The 13,114-nt window shown below is 62.3% G+C and carries 12 protein-coding genes; 6 read left to right on the top strand and 6 right to left on the bottom strand.

Annotated elements, in window-relative coordinates:
• Positions 1 to 6: 6 nt before the first annotated feature.
• From EK373_RS06910 to EK373_RS06895, 4 genes are all read right to left on the bottom strand, one after another.
• Positions 7 to 1,206 (bottom strand): ABC transporter permease, encoded by a 1,200-nt coding sequence (locus EK373_RS06910; protein WP_129641974.1) that lies wholly within the window; start codon positions 1,204 to 1,206, stop codon positions 7 to 9.
• The gene (locus EK373_RS06905) at positions 1,206 to 2,417 is read right to left on the bottom strand and encodes an ABC transporter permease (protein WP_129641973.1); all 1,212 of its coding nucleotides are present in this window, start codon (positions 2,415 to 2,417) and stop codon (positions 1,206 to 1,208) included. Before EK373_RS06905 ends, EK373_RS06910 begins: the two co-directional genes overlap by 1 nt.
• Positions 2,418 to 2,482: 65 nt before the next feature.
• Positions 2,483 to 3,154, bottom strand: a complete 672-nt coding sequence (locus tag EK373_RS06900; protein ID WP_129641972.1) for an ABC transporter ATP-binding protein — start codon at positions 3,152 to 3,154, stop codon at positions 2,483 to 2,485.
• Complete coding sequence (locus tag EK373_RS06895; protein WP_129641971.1) at positions 3,151 to 4,293, bottom strand: efflux RND transporter periplasmic adaptor subunit; 1,143 nt, start codon at positions 4,291 to 4,293, stop codon at positions 3,151 to 3,153. The genes EK373_RS06900 and EK373_RS06895 overlap by 4 nt, the downstream gene beginning before the upstream one ends.
• Positions 4,294 to 4,524: 231 nt before the next feature.
• On the opposite strand from EK373_RS06895, the gene EK373_RS06890 reads away from it, so the two are divergent.
• Genes EK373_RS06890 through EK373_RS06870 form a run of 5 tightly spaced genes read left to right on the top strand, consistent with a single transcriptional unit; the run spans position 4,525 to position 9,764 of the window.
• Positions 4,525 to 5,766, top strand: a complete 1,242-nt coding sequence (locus EK373_RS06890; RefSeq protein ID WP_129641970.1) for an efflux RND transporter periplasmic adaptor subunit — start codon at positions 4,525 to 4,527, stop codon at positions 5,764 to 5,766.
• A 3-nt stretch (positions 5,767 to 5,769) separates the two neighbouring features.
• Positions 5,770 to 6,462 (top strand): ABC transporter ATP-binding protein, encoded by a 693-nt coding sequence (locus EK373_RS06885; protein ID WP_129641969.1) that lies wholly within the window; start codon positions 5,770 to 5,772, stop codon positions 6,460 to 6,462.
• Between the two features lie 9 nt (positions 6,463 to 6,471).
• The gene (locus EK373_RS06880) at positions 6,472 to 7,629 is read left to right on the top strand and encodes an ABC transporter permease (protein ID WP_129641968.1); all 1,158 of its coding nucleotides are present in this window, start codon (positions 6,472 to 6,474) and stop codon (positions 7,627 to 7,629) included.
• A gap of 17 nt (positions 7,630 to 7,646) precedes the next feature.
• Entirely contained in the window at positions 7,647 to 8,837 is a 1,191-nt protein-coding gene (locus EK373_RS06875; RefSeq protein ID WP_129641967.1) for an ABC transporter permease, read from the top strand.
• 24 nt (positions 8,838 to 8,861) lie between these two features.
• Positions 8,862 to 9,764, top strand: a complete 903-nt coding sequence (locus EK373_RS06870; RefSeq protein WP_129641966.1) for an Fpg/Nei family DNA glycosylase — start codon at positions 8,862 to 8,864, stop codon at positions 9,762 to 9,764.
• On the opposite strand, the gene EK373_RS06865 is transcribed toward EK373_RS06870, so the two are convergent.
• Positions 9,765 to 10,736 carry a quinone oxidoreductase family protein gene (locus EK373_RS06865; RefSeq protein WP_129641965.1) on the bottom strand — a complete coding sequence of 324 codons (972 nt, stop codon included), beginning with the start codon at positions 10,734 to 10,736 and terminating at the stop codon, positions 9,765 to 9,767.
• Between the two features lie 91 nt (positions 10,737 to 10,827).
• On the opposite strand from EK373_RS06865, the gene EK373_RS06860 reads away from it, so the two are divergent.
• Positions 10,828 to 11,733 carry a LysR substrate-binding domain-containing protein gene (locus tag EK373_RS06860; RefSeq protein WP_129641964.1) on the top strand — a complete coding sequence of 302 codons (906 nt, stop codon included), beginning with the start codon at positions 10,828 to 10,830 and terminating at the stop codon, positions 11,731 to 11,733.
• Here the strand turns inward: EK373_RS06860 and EK373_RS06855 are convergent.
• Complete coding sequence (locus EK373_RS06855; protein ID WP_129641963.1) at positions 11,675 to 13,111, bottom strand: alpha/beta hydrolase-fold protein; 1,437 nt, start codon at positions 13,109 to 13,111, stop codon at positions 11,675 to 11,677. The two genes, EK373_RS06860 and EK373_RS06855, sit on opposite strands and share 59 nt — an antisense overlap.
• Positions 13,112 to 13,114 lie beyond the last annotated feature (3 nt).

The raw sequence follows: 13,114 nt of genomic DNA, 5'->3' as shown, positions 1-13,114 counted from the left end.
GGGTTTTCAGTCCGTTCTAAGCGCATCAACCGGTTCTAATCCCGCCGCTCGTATCGCCGGCAAAATGCCAGCTATCAATCCAACTGCGAGAGCCAACGACTCCGCCGCAATTATGAAGGCCGGCGAATAGCTCACTGGCAGCGCCGGCACGGCAATATCCAGCGCCGCGGCGATACCAAGTCCAGCCAACAAGCCGGCGACGCCGCCGAGCGCAGACAGCACCACGGCTTCGGAAAGAAACACACGCAGCACTTGATTCTTCTGCGCTCCCAACGCGCGCAACAACCCGATTTCCGCTGTGCGTTCGCTGACCCCGATGGTCATGATGGTGAAAATTCCCACGCCGCCGACCAGCAATGAAATGCTGCCCAGCGCGCCCACCGCGAAAGTCAGCACGCTCAACACCGAGCCCAGCGTATCGAGCATCTGCTGCTGGGTCGTAATCGTGAAATCTTCATCGCCGTGGCGGGCGATCAGAATCTTGCGCACACCGGTGACCACCTCTTGCACCGACACGCCCGACTCATGCCGCAGCTGAATCTCGAACACGCTGTCCCGATCGAACAACTCGAGCGACTTCGCGGTGGGAATGTAGACCGTGTCGTCGAGATCGAATCCCAAGGTCGTGCCCTTGGGCTTCATCACACCCGCGACTCGATAGCGCTGCCCACCGACCCGAATCGTCTTGCCCAGCGGACTCTCGCCGCGGAACAGCTCGTGATTCATCTTGCTACCGAGCACAGCGAGACTACGTGGCGCGCGCGGATCGTCTGCGGGCAGGAACTCACCTTGCGCGACCTCAAACCGAAACGCTTCGGCGAACGTCGACCCTACTCCATACACAGTGGTTCGCCGCTTGCGCCCGAGTGCTTCCACCTCGGCGTTCCCTTGCACCATCGCATTCGTCGATATCACATACGGCGCGCGTCCCAACGCTTCAGCATCGTCGACGGTCAGTGGCCGCACGTTGCCGAGCGAGCCAATCGACCCGCCCATGGTCTGCGTCTTGCCCGGCGTCACACTGATGATGTTCGTACCGAACTGCGTGAACTCGGACACGACGAATCGATGCACGCCCTCGCCAATCGATGTGAGCAACACCACCGCAGTCACACCAATGCCGATACCCAGCGCGGTCAACGCAGCGCGCAGCCGGTGCGCCCGCACCGAACCGGTCGTCAGTCGCACCAGATCGGCGAAGCGCATCAGCGCCGCCCCGCCAACGCAGCTACCGGATCAAGGCGGGCCGCACGTCGCGCTGGCATCAATCCGAAAATAACGCCACTGAGGATGGCAACGACGAGCGCCATCACGACCGCCCACACCGGCGGGTTCAAGGGCAACGAGGGATAGATGTTGCCAACGATCCAATCGACACCGTACCCGACGGCCAACCCGGCAATCGCCCCGGCCACGGACAGCAGAATCGCCTCCGTAAGAAACAATGCTGTGATCTGCCGCCGCGTCGCGCCGATGGCTTTGAGCAAGCCGACCTCGCTGGTCCGCTGACTCACCGACACCAGCATCACATTCATGATCAGGACGCCGGCGACGGCGAGGCTGATGGATGCAATGCCGGCCAGCGTGAGTGTCAGGGCAGTGAAGATACGATCGAACGTGGAGAGCAGTGCGTCCTGAGTGATGACCGTAACATCCTCTTCGCCCTGATGCCGTAGCTTGATGACCTCAATGGTTGCGTCCCGCACTCGAGTCATGTCATCGCGGGTGTGAGCTTGAATCAGCAGCCGGAACAACGATTCGGTGTTGAAAAGCGCCTGCGCCGCGCTGACCGGCACGATGATCAGCTCCTGCGAATCCATGCCGATCATGCGGCCTTGGTCCGCCAGCACGCCGATGACCCGGAAGCGCCGGTCTCCGATGCGGAGATTGCCACCGATCGCCTCGCGGCCCGGGAATAACTCACGAGCGATGTTGTTGCCGATGACTGCGACGGCCGTATCGCGACTGAGGTCGCCCGGCGGAAGGAAGTCCCCTCTCGCGAGAACGAACCCGTGCACGGGCATCAGCTCGGAGCTCGAGCCCATCACCGGCGCCTCGCGCTCCAGCGCGCCCACCGATGCCGGCGCAGAACCAATCACCAGCGGCGCGACTCGCTGGACGCCGGGCAGGCGCTGCACAGCCAATGCATCACTCAATGTGAGATCTCGCGGCGTTTCACCAGACAGCATGCCGGGCGAGACACCGCCGGTTTCGGAACGGCCCGGAATGACGATGATCATCCTCGTGCCCAGCGCCTGAAACTCATCGGCCACGTAGCGCCGCGCGCCTTCACCCAGAGAAGTGAGCGCAATGACCGCCGCGACGCCAATGCTCATCGCGAGCAACAACATGATGCTCCGCATCCGTGCCCGCACGGCGGAGTCGAGCGACAGTCTTACCAGATCGCGAAAACGCATGACCTCTCAACCTCACACCTATCGGCGACGTCACCTGGGGCCGGCGCGAACCACCGACACCCTCTTCACGTCGCGTCTTCCACCACCCTGCCGTCTCTCATCCTGATATGCCGCCGCGCCCGCTGCGCCACCTCGGCGTCATGCGTCACGACCAGCAACGTAATTCCCTTCGCGTTCAAGCCCTCAATCGCCGCCAACACTTCCGCACCCGAGATGTGATCCAGGTTTCCCGTCGGCTCATCGGCGAGCAGCACCGCCGGCTGCATCACCATCGCACGCGCAATGGCCACACGCTGCCGCTGTCCGCCGGATAATTCATTCGGCCGATGCCTGGCTCGGCTTTCCAAACTCAAACTCGCCAACAACTCCTGTACTCTCGGCCGTCGCACTTCGGGAGCGACGCCAGCCAACACCAGCGGCAATTCAACATTCTCGAACGCCGTCAACCGCGGAATCAGATGGAACGATTGGAAAATGAACCCGATCTTGCGCGCTCTCGTGTGAGCCAGCTCCTCGTCGTCCAGCGAAGTCGTCTCTCGCCCGTCCAATATATAAGTGCCCGCCGTCGGCCGATCGAGCAGCCCGAGCACATTCAACAGCGTCGACTTGCCCGACCCGGACGGCCCCATGATGGAAACGTACTCGCCGCTCTCGATGCGCACATCGATCTGATCGAGCGCGCGCACTTCCTGATCGCCCATCTGGAAGTGCCGGCAGATGTTCTGCAAATCGATCATCGCTCGGCAGCCTGCCTGGCGCGCGCTCCGTCCACGACCCCTTCGCGATCGACCGTCGTCACCACCAGATCGCCTTCCGCGACCCCGCTGGTGACCTCGACGTACTCCCAGTTTCGCAGACCGGTTTGCACATCCCTCGCGTGAACCCGCTGTTCCGCTGCGTCATATATATAGACACGCTTGCCATCGATGAGGGCACGTGTCGGAACCCGCAGCACGTTGTCCTGCTCCTGCAGAATCACTTCCACATCGGCGCTATAGCCCGGCAGCAAGGTCACCGATTGAATGTCTTCCAGCTCAGCCTCGATTTCGACTGTGCGCGCCTGTTTCTCAACGTCGAGCACGTAAGGCGCCACCCGGCGCACATGAGCAGCAAACGTTCGGTCCCGGAACGCGTCGAGCGACACCCGCGCCGGCATGCCCTCGCGAATTCGCGGGGCGTCGACCTCATCGATGGGGGCCGTCACGTAGATGCAGCGAGTGTCAACTACATCGACAGCGGGCGGCGTCGGAATACCGACAGGCGACGGGGTTACGAACTCACCGATCTCACCATTGATCTCGGCAACGATGCCGGCGAACGGCGCACGTAACAGCGTGCGCTCCATCGACGCCTTCGCCTGCTCGATGCGCGCCTCGGCCACTTTGATATTTTGAGTGGTCGCACGACACGCCGCCGCTCGACTATCAGCGTCGCCTCTGGCGCGCTCGGCCGCATCGATCGACACCAGACTTTGTGTCACCAGCTTGGCCAGACGATCCGATTCGCGCTGAGCGACCTTCGCCGCGACACAAGCTTCTTCAGCCCGCGCGTGCGCGGCGACTGCATCACGTTCAGCCAGGCTCAGCTCGGCGCGAATGTCGTCGTTCCACAGCTCGAGCAGCACTTGTCCGGGCTGCACGCGATCGCCTTTCTTTACCGGCAGTTTGGCGATTTGACCGCCCGAAGGCGGCGCGAGTCGGGCGCGTTGACAGGCCTTGATGGTGCCGGCCCGCGTATTGGTAACAGTTTCAGCGACCGGGCCGCGGCTCACCGTTGCAGTTTCCACCTCGATGGGATCGGGGCGGCTCGCCAGCACACCGATCGCGAGTGCCACCAGCGCCACTCCAGCCACGATATATAAGGTGCGGCGTTTCATATGTTGGCGGTGTCCTGCCCGGCGGGTAGCGCAGATATCGAACTCACAGGCGGATTATCGACCCAACTTGCCGGCGTTGCGCGGCTTTTCACCGACGCGCCTTACTTCTGCGCGGCCCGCGGGATTAGAATCCGTGCGCCCTGCCGGTCGCCGGCATTGGCTTTCTCGCATATACCAATGACCGCGCCGGCATTCGCTACGCGCGCGATCGCTAAAGGACTGAAGGCTTCCATGTCATTCGATCAGAACGCACTCGACAGCCTCCGCATCGAACGCAGCCCGGAACCCACTCGCAACGACCGTAATGGCGGCGTCTATAAATGGTTCATCGCTGCTGTACTCGTTCTAGCCGCAGTGGCCGCGGCATATGCACTGTTCCGCGATAACGCGATCGAAGTGGAAACAGTGACTGCGACCGCGGCTGCCACGAGCGGCGGTGGCGGCGGCTCGGTGCTGAACGCTTCCGGCTACGTCGTGGCGCGCCGTCAAGCCACAGTGTCGGCAAAAGTGACAGGCAAGGTCTCCGAGGTGCTCATCGAGGAAGGCATGGAGGTCAAGGAGGGCCAGCTGCTCGCGCGCCTGGACGATACGACCACGCGCCCGCAGCTCGACCTCGCCGAACGTCAGCTCGATGCGACGACCAAGAATCTGCAGGAAGTCGAGGTGCGCCTGGCGGAAGCTGAACGCAACTTGCGTCGTACGCAGCAGCTGCGCGCCGACAAGCTGGTCAGCGAGCAGGCGCTCGATTCGGCACAAGCGGAGTTCGGCGCCCTGCAGGCGCGACTGGAAGCATTGAAGAGCGAAGTGAAAGTGGCCCAGAGCAGCGTGCGCGTGCGCAACCAGGATCTGGACGATTTGTTAGTTCGCTCGCCCTTCGCCGGCGTCGTGGTCTCCAAGGACGCGCAGCCCGGCGAAATGATTTCGCCGATTTCCGCGGGCGGCGGCTTCACGCGCACCGGAATCGCGACAGTCGTTGACATGGATTCGCGAGAGATTGAGGTCGACGTGAACGAGGCCTTCATCAATCGGGTGAAGGCCGGACAAAAAGCCGAAGCCGTGCTGGATGCGTATCCGGATTGGGTCATCCCCTGTCACGTCATCAACATCGTGCCCACCGCCGATCGCCAGAAGGCGACGGTGCGTGTGCGCATCGGGTTCGATCAGTTGGATCCGCGCATCCTGCCGGACATGGGCGTGAAGGTGAGCTTCTTCGACGACCGCGCCGGCGAGCCGGCAACTGCGTCGTCTCGCCCGGCCGTGCGGGTGCCGAGCGAAGCCATCATGAAAGAGGGTGAGACGACGTTCGTCTGGCGGGTGCGCGAGGACTCGGTGGAGCGAGTCGCGGTGCGCATCGGTGGCGAACGTAGCGGGCAGACAGAAGTGTTGTCGGGAATCGCCGCGGGCGACGTCCTTGTAGGGAAACCGGTCGAAGGGCTCGCCGAAGGCGCCCCGGTCAAAAAGAAAGCGGAGTGACACATGGCTGATGAATCGTTGGTTCGACTGCGTGGCGTGGCGAAGGACTACAAGCGGGGCGCCGAGACCGTGCACGTGCTGCACGCCCTCGACCTGGACATTCCCAGGGGCGATTTCCTGGCGTTGATGGGCCCGTCGGGCTCCGGCAAGTCCACGTTGCTGAACCTGATCGGCGGCATCGACCGCCCGACCGCGGGCAGCATCGAAATCGCCGGCACGCGCACCGACTCGATGACCGACGGCGACCTGGGCAAATGGCGCGCCCACCACGTCGGCTTCGTGTTCCAGATGTATAACTTGTTGCCGGTGTTGACCGCCGAGCGCAACGTCGAGCTGCCGCTGTTGCTGACGAAGCTGCCGGCTGCAGAACGGCGCAAGCGCGCCAACGCGGCACTGGGCCTGGTCGGCTTGAGCGAACGCGCTCATCACAAGCCAAGAGAGTTGTCGGGCGGCCAGGAACAGCGCGTCGGCATCGCCCGCGCCATCGTTTCCGATCCCACGCTCTTGTTGTGCGACGAGCCCACTGGCGACCTGGACCGCAAGTCGGGCGATGAAATCCTGGATCTGTTGCAGGCGCTGAATCAGCAACAGGGCAAGACCATCATCATGGTGACGCACGATCCGCACGCCGCGGCTCGCGCCAAGCACGTACTGCATTTGAATAAGGGTCAGCTGAGCCGCGACGCCGCGGCCTGAGGTGACGTCATGTTCAAATACCTACCTCTGCTGTGGGCCAACCTGGGGCGCAAACGTTTGCGCACCAGCCTCACGTTGGCATCGATCGTCGTCGCGTTTCTGTTGTTCGGACTGATGCAGACGCTGCGCGTCGCGATGACCGGCAGCCCCGAGCTCGCCGGCATCGATCGTTTGATCACGATGCACAAGACCTCGTTCGTGCAATCGCTGCCGCTCGCCTATCTGAATCGTGTCAAAGGCGTCGAGGGCGTCGTGGTGGCGTCGTCGCAGGACTGGTTCGGCGGCGTGTATCAGGAAGATCGCAACCAGATCGCCGCGTTCGCGGTCGAGGCGCCGACCTTCTTCGAGGTGTACAGCGAATACCAGCTCAAGCCCGAAGAGAAACAGGCGTTCTTGCAGGATCGCACCGCCGTCATCGTCGGCCCGATGATCGCGGAGCGCTTCAAGTGGAAAGTGGGCGACACCATTCCCATGCGCTCCAACATCTGGACGCGCAAGGACGATGGCGGCAACTCCTGGCCGATGAAGATCGCGGGTATCTACCAGGCGAGCAACGGCGACAACCAGAGCATGTATTTCCACTACGACTATCTCAACGAGTCGCGTGCCGAGATCCGGGACATGATCGGTTGGGTGGTCGTGAAAGTAGCAGACCCGGGGCGCTCGGCCGACATCGCCCGAAGCATCGACGATTTGTTCCGCAATTCATCGACCGAGACCAAGACCTCGACCGAGAAGGCTTTCATCCAGGGCTTCGCGAATCAGATGGGCAACATCGGCAAGCTGCTCACGTTCGTGGCCGCAGCCGTGTTCTTCACCATGCTGCTGGTCACGGCCAACACGATGGGCCAGTCGATTCGTGAGCGCATCAACGAGATCGGAGTGATGAAGACGCTGGGCTTCTCCGGCGCGGGCGTCACGTTCCTGATTATCGCTGAAGCGATTCTGGTCACTGGGCTGGGCGGCCTGATCGGCTTGGGTCTGGCGGCGCTCGCGAGCAAAGGTATCGGTGCGGCGGTCGCGCAGTTCTTCCCTGTGCTCGGCATGCCGCCTGCGACCTGGGGCATCGGTGTCGTATTGATCCTGCTGCTCGGCGGCCTGGCCGCAGCAATCCCCTGCGCGCAGGCATCGCGACTGAAGATCGTCGACGCCTTGCGTAAGGCTTGAGCAGAAGGATCAGCAACATGTCGAACTCTTGGGATCAGATTACCGCGATCACGAGCATGAACGTGCGCAACATGTCGCAGCGTGCCGCGTCGTCGATCGTTGCGCTCATCGGCATCGCCGGCGTCGTCACCGTGCTCATCGGCGTGCTCTCCATTGCCGAAGGCTTTAAAGCGGTGCTGGACATCTCCGGCTCCGACCAGGTCGCCATCGTGCTGCGTAATGGCGCAACCGACGAAATGGGCAGCGGCTTGCAGCAGGAACAAACCCGCCTCATCGCCGACGCCAAACAGGCGGCGCGCGACGAGCAAGGGCCGATTGTTTCTCCCGAGCTGTACGTCGTGGTCGATGTGCCGCTGAAGAGCACCGGCACCGCGGCGAATGTTCCTTTGCGCGGCGTGGGTCCGCAGGCAGTGAAGCTGCGTAGCAACTTCAAGATCGTCGAAGGCGTGAACTTCACGCCCGGCAAATTCGAAGTCGTCGTCGGCAAGGGCGCGAGCATGCAGTTCTCCGGCCTCACCGTCGGCAGCCAGCTGCGCCTGGGCACCACCAACTGGACGGTCACGGGCATCTTCGAAGATCGCGGCAGCGTGGCCGAATCCGAAATCTGGACCGACGCCACGGTGCTTCAAGGCGCGTACAACCGCGGCACGTCCTACCAGTCGATGCGTGTGAAGCTCACCAGCCCGAGCGCCATGCAGGCGTTCAAGGACGAGCTGTCGACCAACCCGCGGCTCAACGTTCGTGTGTTCAGCGAGAAACAGTATTACGCCGAGCAGTCGAAGATTCTCGTGACGCTGGTGAGCACCATCGGCAGCGCGATCGCGATTCTCATGGGATTGGGTGCGATCTTCGCGGCACTCAATACGATGTACTCAGCCGTCTCCTCTCGCACACGTGAGATCGCGACGTTGCGGGCGCTGGGCTTCGGGCCAGCTCCCGTGATCACCTCGGTGCTTGCGGAAGCATTGCTGATTGGCTTGGTGGGCGGCGTGGTCGGCATGATCGTCTCGTACGTCGCATTCAATGGTGTGCGCGCATCGACCATGAATTTCGCGACTTTCAGTCAACTGACCTTCGCGTTCACGGTCACGCCGCAGCTGCTGGTGCAAGGACTGGTTTACGCGCTGATCCTCGGCTTCATCGGCGGACTGTTGCCCAGCCTGCGTGCAGCAAAGTTGCCGATCACGACCGGTCTGCGCGAACTCTGATACCGGCGCAAACGTTAGGCATCCATGCCAGAGCTGCCTGACGTCGCCGTCTATATCGAGTCGCTCGAGGCCCGCATCGTCGGGCGCCGGCTGGAGCGGATTCTGCTGAAGAATCCGTTCCTGCTGCGCACCGCCGAGCCGCCTTTGCAAAGCTGCGAAGGCCACACCGTCACCCAGCTACGCCGGCTCGGCAAACGCATCGCCATCGGTTTCGATAACGACATGTGGCTGGTGATTCATTTGATGATCGCAGGCCGGCTGCACTGGTATGAGCCGAGTCATCGCGGCAAGGTCCGTGGGCCACTGCTGCAGCTCGACTTCGACAATGGCGTGCTGACCCTGACGGAAGCGGGCACGAAACGTCGCGCCTCGCTGCACGTTGTTGCCGGCGAAGCGCAGCTCGAAGAACACGATCGCGGTGGGCTCGAAGTGCTCGGTGCCGATCCGGCTGTGTTTCGTGAGTACATGAGTGAGCGTAATCACACGCTCAAACGTGCGCTCACCGATCCAACCATTCTCAGCGGCATCGGCAACGCCTACTCCGACGAGATCCTGCACCGTGCCCGGCTCTCGCCAATGATCCAGACGAAGCACCTCGATGACGATGAATGGCGCCGGCTCTACGACGCCATTCAAGACGTGCTGACTGAATGGATCGAGCGCTTGCGGGCCGAAGCCGCTCGCGGCTTTCCGGAGAAGGTCACCGCGTTTCGCAAGGAGATGGCGGTGCATGGAAAGTTCGGCGAGCCGTGCCCGGTGTGCGGCACGGCGGTCCAGCGCATTCGATACGCGGAGAACGAAACAAACTACTGTCCTCGCTGCCAGACCGGCGGCAAGCTGCTCGCCGATCGGGCGCTGTCACGGTTGCTGAAGGATGATTGGCCGCGGACGATCGATGCGCTGGAGAATGCGAAGCGGCGAACGTAACTAGGGCAGCAGCACTGTGGCACCAGTTGTCTGGCGCGATTCGAGCCGACGATGTGCCTCGGCCACCTCGGCAAGCGGCATCCTTGCATGCACAGGCACTTTGACCGCACCGCTCGCCACCACCTCGAACAACTCCTTACTCATTGCCAGGACATCCTCGCGCTTCGCCAGATGCGTGAAGAGCAACTGCCACGTAGCGAACAGCGAGCCCTTCTGCATCAGTAGCATGATGTCGAACGGCTCGATCGCTCCCGACGCCGATCCATAGCTCACGAAGTAACCCAGTGATCGGAGGCTATCGAGCGAGCCTTGGAATGTCGCTTTACCTACGCCGTCATAAACGACGTGCACGCCCTCGCCGCCGGTGATCTCCCTGACTCGCGTCGCGAAATCTTCCTTGCGATAGTCGATGACGAAGTCCGCTCCGTTGGCGCGCACGAGCTCAGCTTTCTGCGGTGATCCTACCGTGCCGATGACGGTGGCGCCCAGATGCTTCGCCCACTGAGTAAGCATCAACCCAACGCCGCCCGCCGCCGCGTGCACAAGAATCCTTTGACCCGGTTCGACACGAAACGTCCGCCGCAGCAGGTATTGCGCCGTCAGTCCTTTCAACATCATCGCCGCGCCCGTTTCGAAGTCGATGGTATCCGGCAGAGGCACGACAAAGTGTGCCGACACGTTGCGCTCTTCGGCATATGCACCTAGCGTTTCGACATAGGCGACACGATCGCCCGGCTTGAATTCGCTCACGCCTTCGCCAGTAGCGACGACCTCGCCCGCCGCCTCATTCCCCGGAATGAACGGCAAAGCCGGTGGCGCATACGCCCCCGTGCGAAAGTAGGCGTCGACAAAGTTGAGCCCGATCGCGCGGTTACGCACACGAACTTCACCAGGCCCGGGCGGCCCGATGGCCACGTCCTCGTAAGTGAGCACTTCCGGACCGCCGTGCCGATGAACTCTGATCGCTTTCACGAATGTCTTTCCTCTGGGATCGGGAGAGGAAGATAGCGACGCGCCCCGCCTTCGCGTAGGCTGATATCAGCAACATCTGAGTTCAACGAAAATGATATCGGAGCAAATCGGCCTGGACCTGCTGCGCACCTTCGTCGCAGTCTGCCAGCAAGGCAGTCTGAGCCGGGTCGCTGCGCAAACCGGGCGCACTCAATCGGCGTTGAGCATGCAAATGCGGCGGCTGGAGAATTTGTTGGAACGTCATCTTTTTCAGCGCACCGGCCGCGGTGTCGTTCCCACTCCCGAGGGCGAGATCTTTCTGGGATATGCCACGCGCATCCTGGCGTTGAGCGACGAGGCATACGCTCGGCTCCGCGAGACAGCCGTCAGTGGCAGTGTACGCATCGGCCTCGCAGAAGAGATTGCCAATTCCGCCTTGCCCGCGGCGCTCGGCCGTCTACATCGCACCCATCCCGACGTTCAACTCGACGTCGTCGTCGAGCACAGCACGGCGCTTGGCCGTACGTGGGATGAGAACACCATGGACATCATGATCGCGCCGACTTCTGCCGTGAGCGCGGCCGATGCCCTGGTCACATGGAATGTCGAGCTGCAATGGGTGAGCGCGACGGACTACCTGCAGGAGCCCGGCCGCCCGCTCGATCTCGTCGCGTTCGCCTCACCCTGCCTGTGGCGTCGACGCATGATCGAAGCGCTCGCAGCGACGGGGCGCGAGCATCGGATCACATTCACGAGTCAGAGTGTCATGGGCCTGCAAGCGGCAATCGAGAACGGGCTTGGCATCGGCCTGCTGCCGCCCGAGTCGATTCGCAACGAAACGATGCGGACCCTCGATGGATTCGCCGGTGTTCCCGGCCCTCTCACCGTTCAATACGGGCTGTATGCTCGCGATCGAAGAGCACGCGTCGTCGATGCAACCATCGACGTGCTGCTCGCTGCTACTTCACCTTACGGCTCTCGTAACGAAAGTCCGGCAATTGCACAGTCAGCGATGTAACGCGACCGGACTTCTTGTTGAACGTGTACTCGCGATCCGAATCGACCGCAAAGAAGCTTCCATCGGTCCGCGCGTGCAGCTCGCGCTTGGCATTACCGACCTTCATGAACAGTTTGCCCTGTTCGAACGTGGCAACGGACGTTTCATCGCTGTACTTGTACTCGCCAACGTAGCTGCGCAGCACCGACGAGGAAACCGTCGCCTCCGGGACCACCGTCTTCGGATCGACGCCGATCTTCTCCAGTTCCTTGCGGGCGCCCTCGTGTCCCGGGTACAGCGCCAATGTTCGTTCGAGCTCGGCCTCGCCCTGTGGCCGGTCCTCCAACGCGAGATACACCTTGCCCAGCTCGAAGTGCGCGCCCGGACTATTCGGATACAGCTCCAGCACTCGCTGCAGCACCTGCCGCGCTTCCTGCGGGCGTTTGACATGTTGCAAGTAGCCTTGGGCATGCATGAGCTGGCGCTCGGGCACCTTGACTTCATACCCCAGATACTTAGAAATCATTTCGAAGCGCTTGTCGAAATACTGCAGCCCGCCCTCTTCATACGCGCGCGCCGGATCGTGCGTGTAGTAGAGCTCGTTCAGCCATTCCATCCCCTCGTAGACACTGCGCATGACAACGGAACCGTGGGTCTCTTCCGGCCAGCGCTGAAAGTTCGCGCCCGCCTGGGGCAGGCTGGCCAGCGAGCCGATGACCTTCTGCGCGCCGCCGAGCATTGCGCCGCCTTCATTGCCCATCGTCATGTAGATGGCGGTTTGCAGATCCTTGTGATCGAGGACGAACTGATCGGCCTGCTTCGCCAGCGCCTGGTTGTCCCACCACAGCGACGGGCTCACCGCGATGTACGCCTTGAAAATGTCGGGCCGGTTGAACAGCGTGTACACGGCGAACAGCCCACCGTATGAGTGACCGATCAAAATCCGCGTCGGGCGCGTGCGATACGCACGATCGATCTCAGGCAGCAATTCATCGGCGATGAAGCTCAAAAACTGGCCGGCGCCCCCTACATTGCCCGGCGGCCGCCCTTCCGCTCCGGCGAACGGCGGCGTGAAGTCACGCTGGCGGTCCGTGTTCTCGATGCCGACGACGATCATGGGCCCGGACCGACCGTTCCTCGCCAACTGCTCGACGGTCGCACTGACGTGATGAATGTGCCCATCGCCGTCGAGCAGGATGGCGACTGGGTAACGTTGATCGGAGAAGTCATAGCCGTCTGGCTTGTGAACGAGGTAAGTGCGTTCTTCGCCCAGCACCTTCGACTCGATCCGGTAGCGATGCGCGACGACGATCGGCTCGCCCTGCGATTGCACCGGCGCACTCGCCTGCGCCAACGAGCCCGACAGTAGCGCGCAGCCCAGAATCCATTCATAGCGCATGAC

It is taken from the genome of Peristeroidobacter agariperforans, assembly GCF_004138335.1.
GTDB lineage: Bacteria > Pseudomonadota > Gammaproteobacteria > Steroidobacterales > Steroidobacteraceae > Steroidobacter > Steroidobacter agariperforans.
The sequence above is the reverse complement of the archived record's forward strand: the minus strand, read 5'-3'. Positions and strand labels throughout refer to the sequence as shown.

Coding starts and splice junctions, on each gene's coding strand:
- EK373_RS06860 (WP_129641964.1), top strand. CDS start 10,828: ATGATATCGGAGCAAATCGGCCTGGACCTGCTGCGCACCTTCGTCGCA.
- EK373_RS06910 (WP_129641974.1), bottom strand. CDS start 1,206: ATGCGCTTCGCCGATCTGGTGCGACTGACGACCGGTTCGGTGCGGGCG.
- EK373_RS06870 (WP_129641966.1), top strand. CDS start 8,862: ATGCCAGAGCTGCCTGACGTCGCCGTCTATATCGAGTCGCTCGAGGCC.
- EK373_RS06855 (WP_129641963.1), bottom strand. CDS start 13,111: ATGCGCTATGAATGGATTCTGGGCTGCGCGCTACTGTCGGGCTCGTTG.
- EK373_RS06900 (WP_129641972.1), bottom strand. CDS start 3,154: ATGATCGATTTGCAGAACATCTGCCGGCACTTCCAGATGGGCGATCAG.
- EK373_RS06890 (WP_129641970.1), top strand. CDS start 4,525: ATGTCATTCGATCAGAACGCACTCGACAGCCTCCGCATCGAACGCAGC.
- EK373_RS06905 (WP_129641973.1), bottom strand. CDS start 2,417: ATGCGTTTTCGCGATCTGGTAAGACTGTCGCTCGACTCCGCCGTGCGG.
- EK373_RS06880 (WP_129641968.1), top strand. CDS start 6,472: ATGTTCAAATACCTACCTCTGCTGTGGGCCAACCTGGGGCGCAAACGT.
- EK373_RS06885 (WP_129641969.1), top strand. CDS start 5,770: ATGGCTGATGAATCGTTGGTTCGACTGCGTGGCGTGGCGAAGGACTAC.
- EK373_RS06875 (WP_129641967.1), top strand. CDS start 7,647: ATGTCGAACTCTTGGGATCAGATTACCGCGATCACGAGCATGAACGTG.
- EK373_RS06895 (WP_129641971.1), bottom strand. CDS start 4,293: ATGAAACGCCGCACCTTATATATCGTGGCTGGAGTGGCGCTGGTGGCA.